19 protein-coding genes, 1 tRNA gene and 1 pseudogene are annotated in these 18950 nt (G+C 62.2%); 15 read left to right on the plus strand and 6 right to left on the minus strand.

The window, feature by feature from the left end; genetic code table 11:
- From ABLV49_RS17200 to ABLV49_RS17215, 4 genes are all read right to left on the minus strand, one after another.
- Entirely contained in the window at positions 1-852 is an 852-nt protein-coding gene (locus ABLV49_RS17200; RefSeq protein ID WP_349281762.1) for a prepilin peptidase, read from the minus strand.
- A gap of 14 nt (positions 853-866) precedes the next feature.
- Positions 867-2084 (minus strand): type II secretion system F family protein, encoded by a 1218-nt coding sequence (locus tag ABLV49_RS17205; RefSeq protein ID WP_349278346.1) that lies wholly within the window; start codon positions 2082-2084, stop codon positions 867-869.
- A gap of 85 nt (positions 2085-2169) precedes the next feature.
- A complete protein-coding gene (pilB, locus tag ABLV49_RS17210; RefSeq protein WP_349278348.1) occupies positions 2170-3906 on the minus strand; it encodes a type IV-A pilus assembly ATPase PilB in 1737 nt (578 codons plus the stop codon).
- A 226-nt stretch (positions 3907-4132) separates the two neighbouring features.
- A complete protein-coding gene (locus ABLV49_RS17215; protein WP_349278350.1) occupies positions 4133-4447 on the minus strand; it encodes a hypothetical protein in 315 nt (104 codons plus the stop codon).
- Between the two features lie 158 nt (positions 4448-4605).
- Here ABLV49_RS17215 and gspG point away from each other — a divergent pair, with 158 nt between their 5' ends.
- The 12 genes and pseudogenes from gspG (at position 4606) to pssA (ending at position 15837) form a co-directional block, all read left to right on the plus strand.
- Positions 4606-5055: a type II secretion system major pseudopilin GspG gene (gspG, locus tag ABLV49_RS17220; protein WP_041376506.1), complete on the plus strand. Its 450-nt coding sequence runs from the start codon at positions 4606-4608 to the stop codon at positions 5053-5055.
- Between the two features lie 127 nt (positions 5056-5182).
- Complete coding sequence (locus ABLV49_RS17225; RefSeq protein ID WP_349278352.1) at positions 5183-5596, plus strand: type II secretion system protein GspH; 414 nt, start codon at positions 5183-5185, stop codon at positions 5594-5596.
- Positions 5596-5973 carry a type II secretion system minor pseudopilin GspI gene (gene gspI / locus ABLV49_RS17230; protein ID WP_349278354.1) on the plus strand — a complete coding sequence of 126 codons (378 nt, stop codon included), beginning with the start codon at positions 5596-5598 and terminating at the stop codon, positions 5971-5973. Before ABLV49_RS17225 ends, gspI begins: the two co-directional genes overlap by 1 nt.
- Before the next feature lie 2 nt (positions 5974-5975).
- Positions 5976-6695, plus strand: coding sequence for a PulJ/GspJ family protein (locus ABLV49_RS17235; RefSeq protein ID WP_349278356.1), 720 nt, complete (start codon positions 5976-5978; stop codon positions 6693-6695).
- Positions 6692-7723, plus strand: a complete 1032-nt coding sequence (gene gspK, locus ABLV49_RS17240; RefSeq protein ID WP_415838053.1) for a type II secretion system minor pseudopilin GspK — start codon at positions 6692-6694, stop codon at positions 7721-7723. Before ABLV49_RS17235 ends, gspK begins: the two co-directional genes overlap by 4 nt.
- A gap of 20 nt (positions 7724-7743) precedes the next feature.
- Positions 7744-8979: a type II secretion system protein GspL gene (gene gspL, locus ABLV49_RS17245; RefSeq protein WP_349278358.1), complete on the plus strand. Its 1236-nt coding sequence runs from the start codon at positions 7744-7746 to the stop codon at positions 8977-8979.
- Positions 8976-9476 carry a type II secretion system protein GspM gene (gspM, locus tag ABLV49_RS17250; protein WP_349278360.1) on the plus strand — a complete coding sequence of 167 codons (501 nt, stop codon included), beginning with the start codon at positions 8976-8978 and terminating at the stop codon, positions 9474-9476. The genes gspL and gspM overlap by 4 nt, the downstream gene beginning before the upstream one ends.
- An 8-nt stretch (positions 9477-9484) precedes the next feature.
- On the plus strand, positions 9485-10288 hold the full coding sequence (gene gspN, locus ABLV49_RS17255; RefSeq protein WP_349278362.1) for a type II secretion system protein N: 804 nt from the start codon (positions 9485-9487) through the stop codon (positions 10286-10288).
- Positions 10289-10294: 6 nt separating this feature from the next.
- On the plus strand, positions 10295-12511 hold the full coding sequence (gspD, locus tag ABLV49_RS17260) for a type II secretion system secretin GspD (RefSeq protein ID WP_349278364.1): 2217 nt from the start codon (positions 10295-10297) through the stop codon (positions 12509-12511).
- Positions 12512-12514: 3 nt separating this feature from the next.
- A complete protein-coding gene (locus ABLV49_RS17265) occupies positions 12515-13924 on the plus strand; it encodes a GspE/PulE family protein (protein ID WP_349278366.1) in 1410 nt (469 codons plus the stop codon).
- 2 nt (positions 13925-13926) lie between these two features.
- The gene (gene gspF / locus ABLV49_RS17270) at positions 13927-15165 is read left to right on the plus strand and encodes a type II secretion system inner membrane protein GspF (protein WP_349278368.1); all 1239 of its coding nucleotides are present in this window, start codon (positions 13927-13929) and stop codon (positions 15163-15165) included.
- Between the two features lie 46 nt (positions 15166-15211).
- Positions 15212-15837 (plus strand): annotated as a pseudogene (gene pssA / locus ABLV49_RS17275) (CDP-diacylglycerol--serine O-phosphatidyltransferase).
- Between the two features lie 68 nt (positions 15838-15905).
- Here the strand turns inward: pssA and ABLV49_RS17280 are convergent.
- Positions 15906-15982, minus strand: a tRNA-Pro gene (locus tag ABLV49_RS17280).
- A gap of 14 nt (positions 15983-15996) precedes the next feature.
- Positions 15997-16980 carry a polyprenyl synthetase family protein gene (locus ABLV49_RS17285; RefSeq protein ID WP_349278370.1) on the minus strand — a complete coding sequence of 328 codons (984 nt, stop codon included), beginning with the start codon at positions 16978-16980 and terminating at the stop codon, positions 15997-15999.
- A gap of 166 nt (positions 16981-17146) precedes the next feature.
- Between ABLV49_RS17285 and rplU the strand changes: the two genes are divergently transcribed.
- The 3 genes from rplU (at position 17147) to cgtA (ending at position 18934) form a co-directional block, all read left to right on the plus strand.
- Entirely contained in the window at positions 17147-17458 is a 312-nt protein-coding gene (rplU, locus tag ABLV49_RS17290) for a 50S ribosomal protein L21 (protein WP_011800165.1), read from the plus strand.
- Positions 17459-17485: 27 nt separating this feature from the next.
- The gene (rpmA, locus tag ABLV49_RS17295) at positions 17486-17743 is read left to right on the plus strand and encodes a 50S ribosomal protein L27 (protein ID WP_011800164.1); all 258 of its coding nucleotides are present in this window, start codon (positions 17486-17488) and stop codon (positions 17741-17743) included.
- Between the two features lie 96 nt (positions 17744-17839).
- Positions 17840-18934, plus strand: a complete 1095-nt coding sequence (gene cgtA / locus ABLV49_RS17300) for an Obg family GTPase CgtA (RefSeq protein WP_349278372.1) — start codon at positions 17840-17842, stop codon at positions 18932-18934.
- Positions 18935-18950: the final 16 nt, after the last annotated feature.

Below are 18950 nucleotides of genomic sequence, written 5' to 3' on the forward strand. Positions count from 1 at the left end.
TTATAACCCGACAAATTGAAGGATCGACTGCGGACCGAAAATCATGGCGGTAAAACCTGCCCCGGCCAAAAAGGGGCCAAACGGCACATAGCCGCCTTCGCGCAGGCCGCTGGAAAACTTCATCACGATGCCGATGACGGCGCCGATCACCGAAGCCATCAGGATCATGGGCACCAGCGCAGGCCAGCCAAACCAGGCACCCAGCGCGGCAAAGAGCTTGAAGTCGCCGTAGCCCATGCCATCCTTGCCGGTTGCCAGCTTGAAAGCCCAGTAAACCAGCCACAGGGAAAGATAGCCGGCCACCGCACCCCATAAAGCTGCGGACAAACTGACCGCCGGGTTCCACTGCAATGCCGCCGCAATCAGCCCCGTCCACAGCAAGGGAAAGGTCATGTCGTCGGGCAGCAGGGTGGTGTCCCAGTCAATCATTGCCAGCGCCAGCAGCATCGCGGAAAATCCGCACCAGACCAGCGTCGTCGGCGTCCAGCCCCAGCGCCAGGCGCAAAAGAAAAACAGGCTGCCCGTGACCGCTTCAACCAGCGGATAACGAACCCCGTAGGGCGCGCCGCATGCCGAACACTTTCCCCGCAGGAAAAGGTAGCTGAACACCGGAATGTTTTCATACCAGCGAATCAGGTGGCCGCAACTGGAACACCGCGAACGTGGTATCAGCAGGTTGAATTTTTCAGCCGGCTCCGCTGGTGCACCCGTCAGTTCAGCACATTCCTCCGCCCACTGGCGCTCCATTATTTTTGGAACACGGTAGATGACGACGTTCAGGAAACTGCCGATCAGCAGACCCAAAATCCCGGCGAGCACGGCAACAAGCTCCGGCCACAGGCCTAACTCCATATCCAGCAGCGCCATCAAACAACCTGACCCAGCTTGAAAATCGGCAGGTACATGGAAACCACGATGCCGCCAATCAGGGTGCCCAAAAACACAATGATGATCGGCTCCATCAGGCTGGACAGGCCGGCCACCATTTCATCGACTTCGGCTTCATAAAAATCGGCCGCCTTGCCCAGCATGTGGTCCACCGAGCCCGACTCCTCGCCAATGGCGCACATCTGCAGCACCATCGTGGGAAACAGGTTGGCATTGCCCATGGCCGCCGTCAGGCTGGTGCCGGTCGAGACTTCCTGCTGGATTTTCTCGGTGGCATCGGCATACAGGGAGTTTCCCGAAGCGCCGCCCACCGAGTCGAGGGCTTCGACCAGCGGCACGCCGGCCGCAAACATGGTGGACAGGGTACGGGTCCAGCGGGCGATCACGGACTTTTCTATCAGGCTGCCGAACACAGGCATTTTTAGCAGCAGCCGGTCCATGACTTTCTGCATTTTTTCACTGCGCTTCCAGGCCTGCAGGAAAAAATAAATACCGCCACCCACACCACCGAAAATCAGCCACCAGTAAGCCACAAAGAACTCACTGATGGCCATCACGATGAGCGTGGGTGCTGGCAACTCGGCGCCAAAGGAAGAAAACACTTCTTTAAACGCTGGAATCACGAAAATCATGATCACGGCCACCACGACGAAAGCCACCACCACGACAGAAGCTGGGTACATCAGGGCCGATTTGATCTTTGACTTGATGGCCTCGGTCTTTTCCATATAGATGGCCAGCCGGTCCAGCAGCGACTCCAGGATACCGGCAGCTTCGCCCGCTTCGACCAGGTTGCAGTACAGGGCATTGAAATACATCGGGTATTTGCGGAAAGCACCGCTGAGCGATGTTCCGGTTTCCACATCCGTGCGTACATCGTTCAGCAGCTTGGTCACGCTGCCGTTGGGATTGCCCCGGCCCACGATGTCAAAGGACTGCAGCAGCGGCACGCCGGCCTTCATCATGGTGGCAAGCTGGCGGGTAAAGATGGCGATGTCGCGCGGCTTGATGGCCTTGCCCGAGCGCATGCGGCGTTTCTTGATCTTGCTCGCCAGCACACCCTGCCGGCGCAGCGACACCTTGACCTGGTTTTCACCAGAAGCGCGAATCTCTCCGCGAACCTGTTTTCCTCCCCGGTCCTTGCCTTCCCATTCGAAAACAAATTCCTTGATGCCTTTTGATGCTGCGGTTGCCATGATGCCTTATCGTTGAATGGACAGTTTTTGGACCGTCGCGTCGCTGCTGCCAACAACCAATGCTCCGGCTCTTAAAAACACCGGATCAAACATTGGTGCAGCCCAGAATTTCTTCCATTGAAGTCATTCCCAGTTTAACTTTGTACAAACCGGACTGGCGCAGGCTCCTGACACCTTCAGCCTGGGCCTGGGCTGCAATTTCCATGGCGCTGCCATCACGCAGGACAATGCGCTGGATTTCCTCGGAAATTGGCATGACCTGGTAAATGCCCAAGCGGCCCTTGTAGCCGTTGTTGCACTTGTCGCAGCCCACAGGATGATAAGGCGTCCATGAGCCATCGACTTCATCTTCCTTAAAGCCGGCCTCAAGCAATGTTTCACGCGGAATGTCTATCGGGGTTTTGCAGTGCGGGCACAGGCGCCGCGCCAGCCTCTGTGCCGTAATCAGAATGACGCTCGACGCGATGTTGAAAGGCGCAATGCCCATATTGCGCATGCGTGTCAGGGTCGTCGGCGCATCGTTGGTATGCAGCGTGGACAGAACCAGATGGCCGGTCTGCGCGGCCTTGATGGCAATGTCGGCGGTTTCGACATCGCGGATTTCGCCCACCATGATGATGTCCGGATCCTGGCGCAAAAAGGCCTTCAGGGCCACCGGAAAAGTCATTCCGGCCTTCTCGTTCATGCTGACCTGGTTCACGCCGGGCAAAGTGATTTCAGCCGGATCTTCTGCGGTGGCGATGTTGACGCCGGCGGTATTCAGAATATTCAGACAGGTGTAGAGCGACACGGTTTTGCCCGAACCCGTCGGCCCGGTGACCAGAACCATGCCGTAAGGCCGTTTGATGGCCTCCAGCAAGCGCTCCTTTTCAGCCGGCTCATAGCCCAGCGCATCAATCCCCAGTTTGGCGCTGCTCGGATCCAGGATACGAATCACGATTTTTTCGCCAAACATGGTCGGCAGGGTACTGACCCGGAAGTCGATCACCCGGTCAGGACCAATCTTGAGCTTCATCTTTCCGTCCTGCGGCACCCGTTTCTCGGAAATGTCCAGCTTGGAAATCACCTTGATGCGCGCTGCCAGCTTTTCCTTGATGGCGACCGGCGGAGAAGAAATTTCACGCAACTCCCCATCGACCCGAAACCGGACCCGGTAGGAATGCTCGAAAGGTTCAAAGTGCAGATCGGAAGCACGCATGTTGAAAGCGTCAATCAGCATTTTCTGCAGGAATTTGACAACCGGCGCGTCTTCAACTTCAGACACGCTGGCTTCAGTGTTTTCTGCACCGGGCGAATCCGCCATCTCCTCATCAAATTCAAAATCCGAGCCCACGATGTTTTCAATCGCTTCGGCAGCCGAGGCGTTGGAAACATCCACCAGCCGGGACAGCTTGTCGTATTCGGCAATGACCCAGTCCACGCCCAGCTGGGTAGAAAACTTGATTTTTTCCGCAGCGCCTTGATCGGATGGATCAGCGGTTGCGACGATCAGCCGGTTGTTGCGTTTGCCCAGTACAACAATGCGGCAGGTCAGGCATATCTTGCTGTCGAGCAGGCCCTTGGGCAAACGCTGGTTGTCGATGGCATCCATGTCCACAAGGGGCGCGGCGAAGGACGTTGACATGAGGTGCGCCAGATCGAATGCCGACACCGCCCCTGAGCCTGTCAGCTCGGCAATGAAACTGGTTCGACTGGCTTGCGCCTTGAGAAAAATTTCCTCGGCCGCCTTTTGGCCCAGCTTGCCGGCAGCGATCAAGGCCCGGCCCAAGCCAGGCAATGCCATGGAAACTGGGGGTTTTATTGCGGTATCAGTGGCGGACATGGTTATCAATACAGACTCAAAACAGGCATCATCGCCGAATGATTACCAGGTGTAAATTAGGAAACATACCTGCTTTGGGTCTGGCGTTGCAAGCGTGCACAAAAACATGGGTAAATCGCCACAGTTCCAAGGATTTAAGCGCATGGGTGATGGTCAAGCAAAAAACATGCCTTTCCCGCTTCAAACCATTCATTTACAGGCACATCAAGCTATCATTAAAATAGCGTCATTGATCCAGTTGAGGCAATTCGAGCGTCAATTTTACCGATGCGCCCGTGGCGGAAGCCAATATCGCCCGGCGACCGCTCACTGATTCCAGCTTCATGCCATCATCGACCAGGGTACCCACGCGAACGGCCCTGGCTTCCTGCCCGTCCACCGAAATCAAGGCTGCGCCGGCACGCAATCGCCCCGCCACCACGCCGACCAGCGCGTAGCGACTGATGGCAGGGGCAGCGCCTGACACTGGCGTGACAGGTGCCAGGCCGCCCCCCAGCGCACGGGCGATGGCCTGCGGGGTGACAGGAGAGGCCTGCGCCACAACCGGAGCCGCTGACGGCGTATGTGGCCGCCACCCCTTAAGGCTCCAATACGCCACGCTGGCAGCAGCCAATGCGGAAATGGCGAATGTCACAATCCTGGTAGACCATAGGCGGTAAACATCTGTCTGCATGGCGGGATTATCATTGAAGCCACTCTATGACTACACAAAATCTTCCCTTCCCGTCCATGCGGCGCCGCCTGTCAGCGGGTTTCACCCTGATCGAGTTGATGGTAGTGCTGGTGATCATTGGCGTGCTGGCTGCCTTGATCGTTCCCAATGTGCTTGAACGCGCTGACGACGCGCGCGCCACGGCCGCCAAAACCGACGTTAACAACCTGATGCAGGCGCTCAAGCTGTACAGGCTGGACAACCAGCGCTATCCCACGGCCGAACAGGGATTGCAGGCGCTGCTGGTCAAGCCCACAACCGGCCCCATCCCCTCCAACTGGAAATCCTACCTGGACAAACTGCCCAACGACCCGTGGGGCCGCCCCTACCAGTACCTGAACCCAGGCATCAAGGGCGAAATTGACGTGATGTCGTTCGGCGCTGATGGACAGGCTGGCGGCGAGGGAAAAAATGCGGATGTCGGCAGCTGGGACTGACATAGCTCCCACGCTTGTCGCTTCGCGTGCTGCGCTGCCCCCCGGGGGGACTGGCCTTGCCTGGGGCGACCCGGCGCGGCTTGCACTGTCCAGGCGGATTTGCCATCGCGGATTCACACTGATCGAGTTGCTGATCGTGGTCGCCATCATGGCCATCGCGACAGCGGGCGTGGGGCTGGCGCTGCGTGACACGTCGGGTAGCGCCCTGGAACGCGAAGCACAGCGGCTGGCGGTGTTGCTGGACTCGGCGCGGGCACAGTCGCGCATGACTGCCAATCCGGTCCGCTGGCGCGCCACCGCCAGCGGTTTCGCGTTTGAAGGGCTGACGACCGGTTCGGCTTTTCCCTCCAGTTGGCTGGGCCAGGACGTTCGGGCAGCGAGTGCCAACGCCATCGTGCTGGGGCCTGAACCTGTAATCGGGCCGCAGCAAATCCGCCTGGTGTCCATCTCGCAGCCGTCTCGCAGCCTGATCCTGGCGACTGACGGCATCAGGCCCTTTTCGGTGTTGACGGACGACGTCCCCGCGCCCGGTGCACGGTAATGCGACGCTGCCGGCTCAAACCCCCAGGTGTTCGCGGCTTTACGCTGATCGAAGTGCTGGTCGCGCTGGGCATCGTGGCGATTGCGCTGGCCGCCGGTGTGCGGGCCACAGCCTCACTGACCCGCAATGCCGAACGCCAGTCCGACTTGCTGCTGGCCCACCTGTGCGCGGAAAATGCGCTGGTCAGCGTGCGCCTGTCCCGGCAAATGCCGGCCGTGGGCGACAACACCAGCGGCTGCGAACAGGCCGGCCGCAACCTGGCAGTGAGGCTGTCGGTGCAACCCACGCCGAACCCGAATTTTCTGCGTGTCGAGGCGCAGGTGCTCGACGGCGAGGCGCGAATACTGGCGCTTTCCACCATCGTGGGAAGGTATTGAGCATGACCGCCAGACTACTTGCCGCTTCGAATGTCGCGCTGTTTCCTGCGCGCGTTCGTGGCTTCACGCTGATTGAACTGCTGGTAGCCCTTGCCGCGATGGCGCTGATGGCTGGCCTGAGCTGGCGCGGGCTCGATGGCATGGTGCGGGCACAGTCGCAGATTCAGCAGCGCGCTGATGCGGTGCTGACCCTGCAGGCCGGGCTGACGCAGTGGTCGGCGGACCTGGACGCGCTGATGCAGTTGCCCCAGACACAAACGCTGGACTGGGACGGGCGCGGCCTTCGCATCGTTCGCCGCAGCACCATCCAGCCCGGCGACGGCGTGCTGGTGGTGGCCTGGGCGCGCCGCAATGTGAACGGCAGGGACCAGTGGCTGCGCTGGCAGTCGCCGCCGCAATTTTCCCGCAGCGAACTGCAAACGGCATGGGCCCGTGCCGCGCAATGGGCACAAAACCCGGGCGATGCGGAAAAAAGGGACGAAGTCCGCATCACGCCGCTTGAGCAGTGGCAAATTTTCTACTTTCGCGGAAATGCCTGGACCAACCCATTGTCCAGCGACAACACCAGCCAGCCAGTTCCAAACACGGCCCCACCCGTACCGGCCGATCTGGCGCTTCCCGACGGTGTGCGGCTGGTATTGACCCTGCCGGCTGGCGAAGCCATCAACGGCATCATCACGCGGGACTGGGTGCGTCCGGCGCTGGCAGGCGCCAAGTCATGAGCTTGAGCCCCAACGCTTGTCGCTGCGCGTACTGCGCTGCCCCCCGGAGAGGCTGGCCTTGCTTGGGGCGGCCCCGCCAGGCAGGCGCGGCCCTGCTCACGGCGATGCTGACAGTCGCGCTGGTGGCCAGTCTGGCGGCGGGGGCTTTGTGGCAGCAGTGGCGCAGCGTGGAGGTCGAGGCCGCCGAGCGCGCGCGGGTGCAGTCGCTCTGGGTGCTGACGGGCGCGCTGGACTGGGCGCGCCTGATCCTGCGCGAGGATGGCCGTTCGGGCGGGGCCGACTACCTGTCCGAACCCTGGGCGGTGCCGCTTGAAGAAGCCCGGCTATCGACCTTTCTGGCGGCGGACAAAAACAGCGTTCCAGATGACGACGCCAGCGCCTCGCAAGCCTTTTTATCGGGACAGATCACTGATCTGCAGGCACGCCTGAACGTGACCAGCCTGGTGGACAGCGCCAAGGTGTCGGAGCCTTCGCTGAAAGCCTTTGCGAAACTCTTCGACCTGCTCAGCCTGCCCCGAGGCGAGCTGGCGACGCTGGCTGAAAATTTGCGCCTCGCGCTCAATACCGACCCCGAGAATGAGGCCGACCCGCTAGCGCCCCTTTTGCCGCAGCGGGTTGATCAGCTGGTCTGGCTGGGCCTGTCGCCAGCCAGCCTGGCCGTGCTGCGCCCCTACATCACACTGCTGCCGGTACGCACCCCGGTCAATCTCAATACCGCCAGCGCCACCGTGCTGTCCGCCTGCATCCCGTCGCTGGACATGGCGCAGGCCCAGCGGCTGGTGAACATGCGCCAGGCCAACCATTTCCGGACACTGGCCGAAGTGACCGCGCAACTCGGCCAGACAGCCGTGCCGCTCAATGACGCGCAGCACAGCCTGAATTCACGTTTTTTCGAGGTCCAGGGACGGCTGCGGATGGACCAGATCGTGGTGGAAGAGCATTCGGTGGTACAACGCGACGGGATTGACGTGAAGACCTTATGGCGTGACCGGGGCGCTTCGGCTCGGGAAATCCGCACTCTACAATGAACCTCTGAATCTTCCCAAGCATGACCACCCTGATCGTCACCCTTTCCCGGGAACTTCCCACAGCGGCCACGCTTTGCGAAGGCGTTTTGAGCGATGACGGGCGTACCGTTTTGCGTACCGTCGAGGCGCCTGCGGCCTTGTTGCCCACAGTTTCCGGCGTGGAAATCGTGGCCGTGGTGCCTGCTTGCCGGCTGTCCTGGCACCGGCTTGCCTTGCCAAAGGGCGCGCTCAAGGGCGGGGTGTTCCAGGAAGGCAATTCGGGGCGGCTGCGTGCCGTGCTCGACGGGCTTCTGGAAGACAGCGTGCTCGACGAAACCAGCCAGCTGCATTTCGCCATCGAGCCGCATCCGCGCACCGATGAACCGGTGTGGATAGCCGCCTGCGACAGGGCCTGGCTGGATGCCTGGCTGGCGGCACTGACCCAGGCCGGGCGGCCGGTCGCGCGCATCGTTCCCGAACTGACGCCAGGCGCAGGCGACGCATCCGGCAATTCCTCGCTGTACATCACCGGCACACCCGACCATGCCCAACTGATGCGGACCGGACCCGACGGCGTGACCCTGCTGCCGCTTTCGGTGGCGACCGCCGCGCTGATAGCCTGGCCCGAAGAGGCCGAAGTGCTGGCCGAACCCGGCGTGGCGGCACTGGCGGAACACTTCTTCAACCGTCCCGCCACCCTGCAGACCGCGCCCGAACGCTGGCTGGCGGCGACGCAGTCGGGCTGGGATCTGGCGCAGTTCGACCTGCGCTACACGCGTGGCACGCGGACCCGCAAGCATGTGTCGGCCATGGTGTCCTCGCTGTTTCGGGCGCCGCGCTGGCGCGCCGCGCGCTGGGCCGCCGCGCTGCTGGTTGGCGTCAATCTGGTCGGCCTTCAAGCCTGGGCCTGGAAAGAGCAGTCCGCCCTGGCGGCGCAGCGCGCCGCCATCCGCGATACCTTGACCAGCACCTTTCCCGAAGTGCGCGTGGTGGTCGATGCACCACTGCAGATGGCCCGCGCCGTGGCCGACCTGCAACGCCGCAATGGCGCCGCCTCATCGGCTGACCTGGAAACCATGCTGGCACATTTTCAGGCTGTAGCGCCCGACATGCCTGCACCATCAGCGATTGATTTCATAGCAGGTGAACTCCGCCTCAAAGGAGTTGATGCGTCGTCCGCCGTCGTGGCCAATATCTCCGCCCGGCTGCGGCCCCAGGGCTACAGTGTCCGGTCGGACGCAGGCGGCCTGCTGATGAAAGAGGAGCGCCTTCCATGAGCCTGACCTCCGCTGTTGCGCCGCTGCAGGCGCGCTGGACCGGACTGCCGGGCCGTGAAAAAAACCTGATCAGGCTGGCCGTGCTGCTGGTGCTGGCCTTCCTGCTCTGGCAGTTCAGCGTGGCGCCGGCACTGGCCACCTTGCGCACCGCCGATGGGCAGGCCAAGGCCCTGGGCGCGCAACTGCAGCAGATGCAGGCCATGCAGAGCCAGGTGCAGGCCATCCAAAAGCAGCCTCCGCTGGGCTTTGACGAGGCAGTGCGCGCCCTGACCGCAGCCACCAAGCAGACGCTGGGCACCACGGCCCAGCTTGGCGTGGCGGGCGAGCGCGCCAGCGTCACCCTGAAAGAAGCCTCTCCCGACGCACTGGCCGAGTGGCTGGTGCAGGCGCGCCTCAATGCCCGCTCGGTGCCGGTCGAGGCCCGGCTGGTGCGCAGCGCCACCCCGGGCGGCACGGCCTGGAATGGCGTGCTGGTGATGGGCCTGCCTGCCCGCTAGCCAAGACCATGGCATACATCCCTTCCGTGGCCCCAGGCTCTGCCTTTGCCCCCTGGCGCTGGGCGATGGCGGGCGCCCTTGCCGGATTGATACTGGCACTGGTCTTGTTCGCCCCGGCCCGCTGGCTGGCCGCGCTGGTCCGGCAGGCCAGCGGCGAACATGTGCTACTGGATGGCCCCCGTGGCGGTTTTTGGCAGGGCTCGGCGCAACTTGTCCTGTCGGGCGGCGCTGGCAGCCGTGAGGCCGTGGCGCTACCCGGCCAGCTGACCTGGACCATCCGTCCGGCCTGGAACGGCCTGAATGTTCAATTGAACGCCGAATGCTGCATGCAGCAGGCGCTGCAGCTTCAGGCAAGGCCCGCAGGCTGGAGCGGCGTGCAACTGACGCTGTCCGACAGCCATTCGCAATGGCCCGCCGGGCTGCTGGCCGGCCTGGGAACCCCCTGGAACACCGTGCAGGCACAAGGCCAGCTGGCCGCTTCAACCCAGGGTTTCAATGCCCGGTGGGTTCAGGGCCGGCTCAGCCTGACCGGCCGCCTGCAACTCGACGCCACACGGATCTCGTCCCGCCTGTCCACCCTGCAGCCCATGGGCAGCTACCGCCTGCTGCTCCAGGGCGGCAATCCTTCGACGCTGGAGCTGAACACCCTTGAAGGCAAGCTGCAACTCACCGGCCGGGGCCAGTGGGTCGGCCAGCGTTTGCGATTCGATGGCGCTGCCAGCGCCACGCCCGAGAGCATCGATGCGCTTTCGAATCTCCTGAACATCATTGGGCGGCGCAACGGCGCAACCGCCATCATCAAAGTAGGTTAACGCCGCATGAAACATCCGATCAGCAACACCCGCCAGCTTGCTATTTTTTCGATAGCTACCAGCGCACTACTGGCGTGCGGAACAGGCATATTTCCTTCAAATTTACAGGCTCAGCCGCAAGTCGCGTCGCCGCCGTCGTCGTCCGAACCCAGGCGCGGCGAAGCCATCACCCTGAACTTCGTCAACGCCAACATCGACGCCGTGGCCCGCACCATGGCCACGCTCACGGGCCGCAACGTGGTGGTCGATCCGCGCGTCAAGGGCACGATCACGCTGACAACGGAACGCGCGGTCAGCCCGGCCATGGCCTACAGCCAGTTTCTGGCCATACTGCGCCTGCAGGGCTTTACCGTGGTCAACACAGCCGGTCTGGACAAGATCGTTCCCGAGGCCGATGCCAAGCTGCAGGGCGGCGCGGTATCGACCAACGTGCCGGTGGGTGGCGGCCAGATTGCGACCACCATCTTCAAGCTCAGCTTCGAGAACGCCAACAACCTGCTGCCCATCCTGCGGCCGCTGATCAGCCCCAACAACACCATCAACGTCAACCCCGGCAACAATTCGCTGGTGATCACCGACTATGCCGACAACCTGAACCGCCTGGGCCGCATCATTGCCGCGCTGGATGTGGCCAACGCCACCGATGTCGAGCTGATCCCGGTCCGCTATGCGTCGGTGACCGACATCGCGCCACTGCTGACGCGCCTGCTCGACAGCAGTGCCGGCGGCGTGGCGGCCACCGCCGAAGCCAGCTATAAAACGACGGTGCTGGCCGAGCCGCGCAGCAATTCGCTGATTGTCCGCGCCGCCAACGGCGCACGCCTGGAACTGGTGAAGTCGCTGCTCAAGACCCTGGACACGCCGACGCTGAACGGCCCCAACGGCGATGCCGGCAACATCTATGTGGTGTACCTGAAAAACGCCGACGCCGCCAACCTCGCCACCGTGCTGCGCGCCGCCATGACCGGAACGTCCAGCGGCGGCTCGGGCTTGACCAGCCTGGCCGCGTCCCAGGGCAATGCCTCGGCCATGACCACCTCAAGCCTGCCCGGCGGGGCGGCGGGAGGCAACCAGAGCAGCGCGGCGACAGCCCCGATCACGCCCAGCGCGGGGCCATCCACCGGCGGGCAAATCCAGGCCGACCCGGCGACCAACTCGCTCATCATCACCGCGTCCGAGCCGCAATACCGCCAGTTGCGCGCCGTCATTGAAAAGCTCGATGCGCGGCGCGCGCAGGTCTATGTGGAAAGCCTGATCGCCGAGGTCAACATGGACAAGGCGGCCGAGTTCGGCATCCAGTGGCAGGGGCCTATCGGCGGCAAGGGCGACAGTCTGATCGGGCTGCTGGGCACCAACTTTGGCAGCAGTGGCAAAAACATCATCCAGTCGGCCCTCGGAGCGGCCAGCGGCACCCCGCTGGCACCCGGCACAGGCCTGAACCTGGGCGTCGCGGCGCGCAGCAACGGCGTGTATTTCCTGGGTTTCCTGGCCAACTTCCTGCAAACCTCGGGCGCCGGCAACATCCTGTCAACGCCCAACCTGCTGACGCTGGACAACGAGGAAGCCAAGATCATCATCGGCCAGAACGTGCCTTTCGTGACCGGGCAGTTCACCAACACCGGCAGCGGCGGCAGCAACGGCAGCGTCAACCCGTTCCAGACCATCGAGCGCAAGGACGTCGGCCTGACCTTGCGGGTCAAGCCGCAGATCAGCGAAAACGGCACGGTCAAGATGGCGATCTTCCAGGAAGTCTCCAGCGTGCAGCCGGGCTCGGTCAATTCAGTCACCGGCCTGATCACCAACAAGCGCTCCATCGAGTCGCATGTGCTGGTCGAGGACGGCTCCATCATCGTGATCGGCGGGCTGCTGCAGGACGAGTTCGCGGGCAACCAGGAAAAGGTGCCGGGGCTGGGCGATGTGCCGGTGTTCGGCAACCTGTTCAAGTCCGAGAGCCGCAGCCGCAAGAAGACCAACCTGATGGTGTTTTTGCGCCCGGTGGTGGTGCGCGACGGGGCCGCCACGAGTGCCCTGTCGATGGACCGCTATGAGTTCATGCGCACCAACCAGCAGCAGACGCAACCGCTCAACAGCGCCCTGGTGCCGGTCAATGAATCGCCGGTATTGCCGGCTATCGCCCCCGCCCGGCCTGTGCAGGCGCCTGCCCAGCCTGCCGCTCAACAGCTTTTCCAGTCAACACCGCTGTCCCCGGCGACTGACCGATAAGCCATGGAGCATCCCGCCCAATACCCCCTGCCCTATGCGTTTGCGCGCAGCCAGCAGTTGCTGCTTGAGGACTTTGGCGGCGACCTGACGCTGTGGCTGCACAGCCTGGGCACACCCGAAACGGCGGGCGCCGTGAGCGAGGTGATGCGCAAGTTCGATGTGCAGCACATCAACGTCGAGGCGCCCGAGTTGCTCCAGCAGCGCATCAGCGCCGCCTATTCCCAGAGCGAGTCCAGCGCCGCCACCGTCATCAGCGAGGTGGAAAGCGACGTCGATCTGTCGCGCATGATGCAGGCGCTGCCGGCCATTGAGGACTTGCTGGAAACCTCCGACGACGCGCCCATCATCCGCATGCTCAACGCGCTGCTGACGCAGGCCGTTCGCGACGGCGCCAGCGACATCCACATCGAGCCCTACGAGCGCCATTCCAGCGTGCGCTTTCGAGTCGATGGCTCGCTGCGCAACGTGGTGCAGCCCAACCGGGCGCTGCATGCCGCATTGATCTCGCGGCTGAAAATCATGGCCGAACTCGACATTGCCGAAAAGCGGCTGCCGCAGGACGGCCGCATCTCGCTGCGCATCGGCACGCGGGCGGTCGATGTGCGCGTCAGCACCCTGCCCAGCGCCCATGGCGAGCGCGCCGTGCTGCGTCTGCTCGACAAGAGCGGCGACCGGCTCAATCTGGAGGCCGTCGGCATGCAGGGCGACGTGCTGTCGCGCTTCGAGCATCTGGTGGCGCAGCCGCACGGCATCATCCTGGTGACCGGCCCCACGGGTTCGGGCAAGACCACCACGCTGTATGCGGCCATGGAGCGGCTCGACACCCGGCGCCAGAACATCATGACGGTCGAAGACCCGATTGAATACGAGCTGGCCGGCGTCGGCCAGACCCAGGTCAATGCCAAGATCGACCTGGACTTCGCCAAGGCCCTGCGCGCCATCCTGCGCCAGGACCCGGACGTGATCATGATCGGCGAGATCCGCGACTTCGAAACCGCGCAAATCGCCATTCAGGCTTCGCTCACCGGCCATCTTGTGCTGGCCACGCTGCACACCAATGACGCGGCCAGCGCCGTGACTCGCCTGACCGACATGGGCATCGAGCCGTTTTTGCTCAGTTCCTCGCTGCTCGGCGTGCTGGCGCAGCGGCTGGTGCGCAAGGTCTGCGTGCATTGCAAAGGCACCGGCTGCGCGAGCTGCGGCCAGACCGGCTACCAGGGCCGCACCGGCGTGTTCGAACTGCTGGCGACCGACGACGCCATCCGGGCGCAGATTCATCATCAGGCCGCCGAAGCCGACCTGCGCGAAGCCGCCCTCAAGAACGGCATGACGCTGATGCGCGATGACGGCGAGCGGCTGGTGCAAGCCGGCATCACCACACGCGAAGAACTCGTGCGCGTCACCCGCGACTGACCATGCCCGCCTATTCATTCGAAGCCCTGACCGCCGAGGGCAGCACCCGCAAAGGCATCATCGAAGCCGACACCGCCCGGTCGGCGCGCAGCATGCTCCGGGCGCAGGCGCTGGTGCCGCTGGCGGTGGAGCCCGTCGGCGCCGCCGCCAAGGCAGGCCAGCAGGGCAGCGCTTCGGGCTGGAACACCACGCTGTGGAGCAAGCGCGCCTTCAATGCCTCGGCGCTGGCCATCTGGACGCGACAGATTGCCGGCCTGGTGACTTCAGGCCTGCCGCTGGAGCGGGCACTGACCGCGCTGGCCGACGAATCTGAAAGCCTTCCCCAGCGCCATCTGGTCGCCAACCTGCGCGCTGAAGTCAACGGCGGCACACCGTTTGCCACGGCGCTGGCCCAGCATCCGCGTGAATTTTCAGCGACCTACTGCGCTGTTGTTGGCGCGGGCGAGCACAGCGGCAATCTCGGCATGGTGCTCGAACGGCTGGCCGACGACCTGGAGCAAAGCCAGGAACTCAAGGCCCAACTGGTGGGCGCAGCCCTTTATCCGGCGATTGTGACGCTGGTGGCCATCGCCATCGTGATGTTCCTTCTGGGCTACGTGGTGCCGCAGGTGGCCCAGGTGTTTGCCGGCAGCAAACGTGCGCTGCCGGTGCTGACGGTCATGATGCTGGGCCTGGCGGGCTTTGTCCGCAACCAGGGCTGGCTCATTCTTTTAACTCTCATAACGATAGCGGCCGGTTTCCGGCTGGCATGGACCAGCGCCTCTTTTCGTGAAAAATTCGATGCCGCCTGGCTGACGCTGCCGATTCTGGGGAAACTCTCGCGGGGCTATAATGCCGCCCGTTTTGCCGGCACCCTGGCGATGCTGGCAGGCGCCGGCGTGCCGATTCTCAAGGCCTTGCAGGCGGCGGCGGACACGCTGTCCAACCGCGCCATGCGCGCCGACGCGCTTGATGCGCTGGTGCTGGTGCGCGAAGGCACGCCGCTGGCCTCCGCCATAGGGCATAAGAAGCGTTTTCCGGGGCTGCTCAGCATGTTTGCCCGCCTGGGCGAGCAGACCGGCCAGCTGCCGCTGATGCTGGACCGTGCCGCCCGCCAGCTCGGCACCGAAGTGCAGCGCCGCGCGATGCAACTGGCCACCCTGCTGGAGCCACTGCTGATCGTGGCCATGGGCCTGGTCGTGATGCTGATTGTGCTGGCCGTACTGTTGCCCATCATTCAACTCAACCAGTTGGCAAAGTGAGCAATATGAAAAGTCGTTTGTCAAAAAGTGGGGTACGCTGCCCATCATGACCTTACCTAAACTGAACAAGCCTTTCTCGATGATTCGGGAGTTCCACCTGGCCGACTGGTTCACGCTGGCCAATGCCGTCTGCGGCACCGGTGCCTTGTTCTCCATGATGACCTACCTGCAGATGAACGACGTCAGGCATGTCTTCTTTGCCTGCGGATTGGTCCTGGCGGCTTTAATCTTCGATGTACTCGATGGACGAATCGCCCGGTGGCGCCAGAAAACCTCGGCCATGGGGCGTGAACTCGACTCTCTGGCTGACGTCATTTCCTTTGGCGTGGCCCCGGCCCTGATTGCTTACGGCTGCGGCATGCAGGGCCTGTACGACCGAATCATCCTGACAGGCTTTGTCGCCTGCGGCGTGTCTCGCCTGCGCGCTACAACGTAACAGCCGAGTCATTGTCTGGCGGCGAGAACAAGGTGAAATACTTCGAGGGAACGCCTATCCCGACATCGCTGTTGCTCGTCATGGTGATGTTCGTTGCGGCCTGGCAAGGCGCACTGCATGAGTCGCTGTGGTTCGGACAGGTCGTGATTGGCGGCTTCACGCTTCACCCACTGGTCCTGTTGTTCGCGCTTTCGGGCTCATTGATGATCAGCCGGATACGGTTCCCAAAGCTTTGAGACTGCGCAGTTGCCTGTGCCTGCAGCCTGACTCCGACAGGTTTGGGCAACGCCTTTTTAAAAAAATCTGGTCGGGGTGAGAAGATTCGAACTTCCGGCCTCTACGTCCCGAACGTAGCGCTCTACCTGGCTAAGCTACACCCCGACTTGCCTTGATGCTCAGGAGCGCCTCGCCAGTAATTGGGAAGCCAGTTTCTCCAGAGCATGACTGTAAGGGTTTTGGGGCAGGTTTTGCAAGGCATTCAGCGCACGCAGGGCCTCTGCAGCGGCCGCGTCCCGGGTGGCCCGCAGGGCTCCGGTCTTCTGAACGATGTTAATGACCTGCGCCATCTGCCCGGTGCCACCGGTTTCAATCGCCTGCTGGATGGTGGCGCGCTCGGCCTGGGTGCCGCGTTGCATGGCGATGATCAGGGGTAGCGTCACCTTGCCTTCGCGCAAGTCATCGCCCAGGTTTTTCCCCATTTCCAGAACCTCGCCGTCATAGTCGAGTACATCGTCAATCACCTGGAAAGCCGTACCCAGCGCCTGTCCGTACTCGGCGCAATGCTGCTCAACGGCCGGGGAAGATTGGGCCAGCAAGGCCGCCAGCCGGGCGCTGGCCTCAAACAGCTTGGCGGTCTTGGAGCGAATGACCCGCAGATAGCCTGCTTCGGTCAACCCGGCATCATGCATGTTCATGAGCTGCAGCACTTCGCCCTCGGCAATCACATTGGTCGCTTCGGCCAGAGTCTGCATGATGCGCATGTCGCCGACTTCCACCATCATCTGGAAAGCCCGGGAATACAGAAAATCTCCCACCAGAACACTGGCCGGGTTGCCAAAAATCTCATTGGCCGTAGAGCGGCCACGGCGCAGCGTGGACTCATCAACGACATCGTCGTGCAGCAAGGTGGCGGTGTGAATGAACTCCACCACTGCCGCGAGGTTGAAGCGCTGGGCGCCCCGATAGTCCAAAGCGCCGCACATCAGCAGCACCAGGGCCGGCCGCAGACGCTTGCCGCCCGCCGCGATGATGTATTGCGATACCTGGGCGACCAGCGGAACTTCGGATTGAAGCCGGCGGGCAATGACCGCATCCATGGCGCTCATGTCGTCGGCGATCAGGGCAAGGGCAGCAGCGGTACTGGAAGAATTGGCAGACAAAGGGAAGTCCCGACGTTAAGTGTGGGCAGATTATAGAAAGGCATATTGCCGCTATAAGCGCCCAAGCCTTGGCGAAACATGCTCGGCTGTACATTTTTTAGGCATGATGCTAGAATCTTGGGCTCTGTGGAAATCCGTCCGCAGAACTCAATTTACGAGGGTTTACATGTACGCGGTCATAAAAACCGGCGGCAAACAATACAAAGTTGCTGCTGGAGAAAAAATTAAAGTAGAACAGATTGCTGCGGACGTAGGCCAAGAGATCGTTATTGACCAGGTATTGGCTGTCGGCGAAGGCAGTTCAATCAAGGTTGGTACGCCCTTGGTTTCCGGCGCAACTGTTACTGTCACGGTGCTGTCTCACGGCAGGCACGACAAGGTTCGCATTTTCAAAATGCGCCGTCGCAAGCACTATCAGAAACGCCAGGGTCACCGGCAGAACTTCACTGAACTGCAAATCGGCGCCATCGTCGGCTAATCAGTTCAGTACCAGGAGTAACGAAAAATGGCACAGAAAAAAGGCGGCGGCTCTACGCGAAACGGGCGTGATTCACAGCCCAAAATGCTGGGCGTCAAGAAATTTGGCGGCGAAGTCATCAACGCAGGCAGCATCATCGTGCGCCAGCGTGGCACGCAGTTTCACCCAGGCGTCAATGTCGGCATCGGCAAAGACCACACCCTGTATGCATTGGTTGACGGTCAAGTCTCCTTTGCCATCAAGGGCTCGATGAACAAGCGCACTGTCAATGTGACTGCAGCGTAAGCTGATCACTTCGATGGCATCGAAGCCCCGACCTGTCGGGGCTTTTCTGTTTCTAAACTGCCCCCACATACCCGGCCTTACTGAGGCCATCCCATCATGAAATTTGTTGACGAAGCTTATATTGACATTGCCGCCGGCGATGGCGGGAGCGGCTGCGTCTCGTTCAGCCACGAAAAATACAAAGAGTTCGGTGGCCCGAACGGGGGCGATGGCGGACGCGGCGGCCATGTGTATGCGGTGGCTGACATCAACCTGAACACCCTGGTCGACTTCCGCTTTTCACGCCGTCATGAGGCCCGCAATGGCGGACACGGCATGGGGTCGGACATGTTCGGTGCCAAGGGCGACGACATCATCCTGAAAATGCCGGTCGGCACCATCCTGACCGATGCCGAAACCGGCGAGGTGCTTTTCGAGTTGCTGGTGCCCGGCGAGCAGATCCTGATCGCCAAGGGCGGCGATGGCGGCTTTGGCAACCTGCGCTTTAAAAGCTCGACCAACCGCGCGCCGCGCAGCAAGACACCCGGCTGGCCCGGCGACCGCAAAAGCCTGAAGCTGGAACTGAAAGTGCTGGCCGATGTCGGCCTGCTGGGCATGCCCAATGCCGGCAAATCGACCTTCATCTCGGCCGTTTCCAACGCCCGGCCACGCATTGCCGACTATCCTTTCACCACGCTGCACCCCAACCTGGGCGTGGTCCGGGTCGGTCCCGAGCAAAGCTTTGTGGTGGCCGATTTACCCGGTTTGATTGAAGGCGCTTCGGAAGGCGCGGGCCTGGGACATCTCTTTTTGCGGCACCTGCAGCGTACCCGCCTGCTGCTGCATATTGTGGATCTGGCGCCGTTTGATGAAGGCGTGGACCCTGTTGCACAGGCCAAGGCCATCGTCGGCGAACTCAAGAAATACGACGAGGCGCTGTATAAAAAGCCGCGCTGGCTGGTCCTGAACAAGCTCGACATGATCGATGCGGACGAGCGCGCCGCCGTTGTCAAGGATTTCGTCAAGCGCTTCAAATTCAAGGGCCCCGTCTTTGAAATTTCAGCGCTGACCCGCGAAGGCTGCGAGCAACTCGTCAAGACGATTTACCAGCATGTCAAGAAAGTCCAGAAAAGCGAGCAGCCCGAGGAAGAAATCGATCCACGGTTTATCGAGTTGCCGCCTGAGCCCGCAAAGCCGGCATCGTCCGATTGATGTCGGCCAGTTTTCT

Origin of the sequence: Polaromonas hydrogenivorans, from assembly GCF_040105105.1 — a bacterium.
In the GTDB taxonomy this organism is placed as follows: Bacteria; Pseudomonadota; Gammaproteobacteria; order Burkholderiales; family Burkholderiaceae_C; genus Polaromonas; species Polaromonas hydrogenivorans.

Bases quoted from the DNA above. Each gene is read 5' to 3' on its own strand.
- ABLV49_RS17200 (WP_349281762.1), bottom strand. From the start codon at position 852: ATGGAGTTAGGCCTGTGGCCGGAGCTTGTTGCCGTGCTCGCCGGGATT.
- ABLV49_RS17265 (WP_349278366.1), top strand. From the start codon at position 12,515: ATGGAGCATCCCGCCCAATACCCCCTGCCCTATGCGTTTGCGCGCAGC.
- gspF (WP_349278368.1), top strand. From the start codon at position 13,927: ATGCCCGCCTATTCATTCGAAGCCCTGACCGCCGAGGGCAGCACCCGC.
- rplU (WP_011800165.1), top strand. From the start codon at position 17,147: ATGTACGCGGTCATAAAAACCGGCGGCAAACAATACAAAGTTGCTGCT.
- gspN (WP_349278362.1), top strand. From the start codon at position 9,485: ATGGCATACATCCCTTCCGTGGCCCCAGGCTCTGCCTTTGCCCCCTGG.
- gspL (WP_349278358.1), top strand. From the start codon at position 7,744: ATGACCACCCTGATCGTCACCCTTTCCCGGGAACTTCCCACAGCGGCC.
- cgtA (WP_349278372.1), top strand. From the start codon at position 17,840: ATGAAATTTGTTGACGAAGCTTATATTGACATTGCCGCCGGCGATGGC.
- pilB (WP_349278348.1), bottom strand. From the start codon at position 3,906: ATGTCCGCCACTGATACCGCAATAAAACCCCCAGTTTCCATGGCATTG.
- gspM (WP_349278360.1), top strand. From the start codon at position 8,976: ATGAGCCTGACCTCCGCTGTTGCGCCGCTGCAGGCGCGCTGGACCGGA.
- gspG (WP_041376506.1), top strand. From the start codon at position 4,606: ATGACTACACAAAATCTTCCCTTCCCGTCCATGCGGCGCCGCCTGTCA.
- ABLV49_RS17205 (WP_349278346.1), bottom strand. From the start codon at position 2,084: ATGGCAACCGCAGCATCAAAAGGCATCAAGGAATTTGTTTTCGAATGG.
- gspD (WP_349278364.1), top strand. From the start codon at position 10,295: ATGAAACATCCGATCAGCAACACCCGCCAGCTTGCTATTTTTTCGATA.
- rpmA (WP_011800164.1), top strand. From the start codon at position 17,486: ATGGCACAGAAAAAAGGCGGCGGCTCTACGCGAAACGGGCGTGATTCA.
- gspK (WP_415838053.1), top strand. From the start codon at position 6,692: ATGAGCTTGAGCCCCAACGCTTGTCGCTGCGCGTACTGCGCTGCCCCC.
- ABLV49_RS17235 (WP_349278356.1), top strand. From the start codon at position 5,976: ATGACCGCCAGACTACTTGCCGCTTCGAATGTCGCGCTGTTTCCTGCG.
- gspI (WP_349278354.1), top strand. From the start codon at position 5,596: ATGCGACGCTGCCGGCTCAAACCCCCAGGTGTTCGCGGCTTTACGCTG.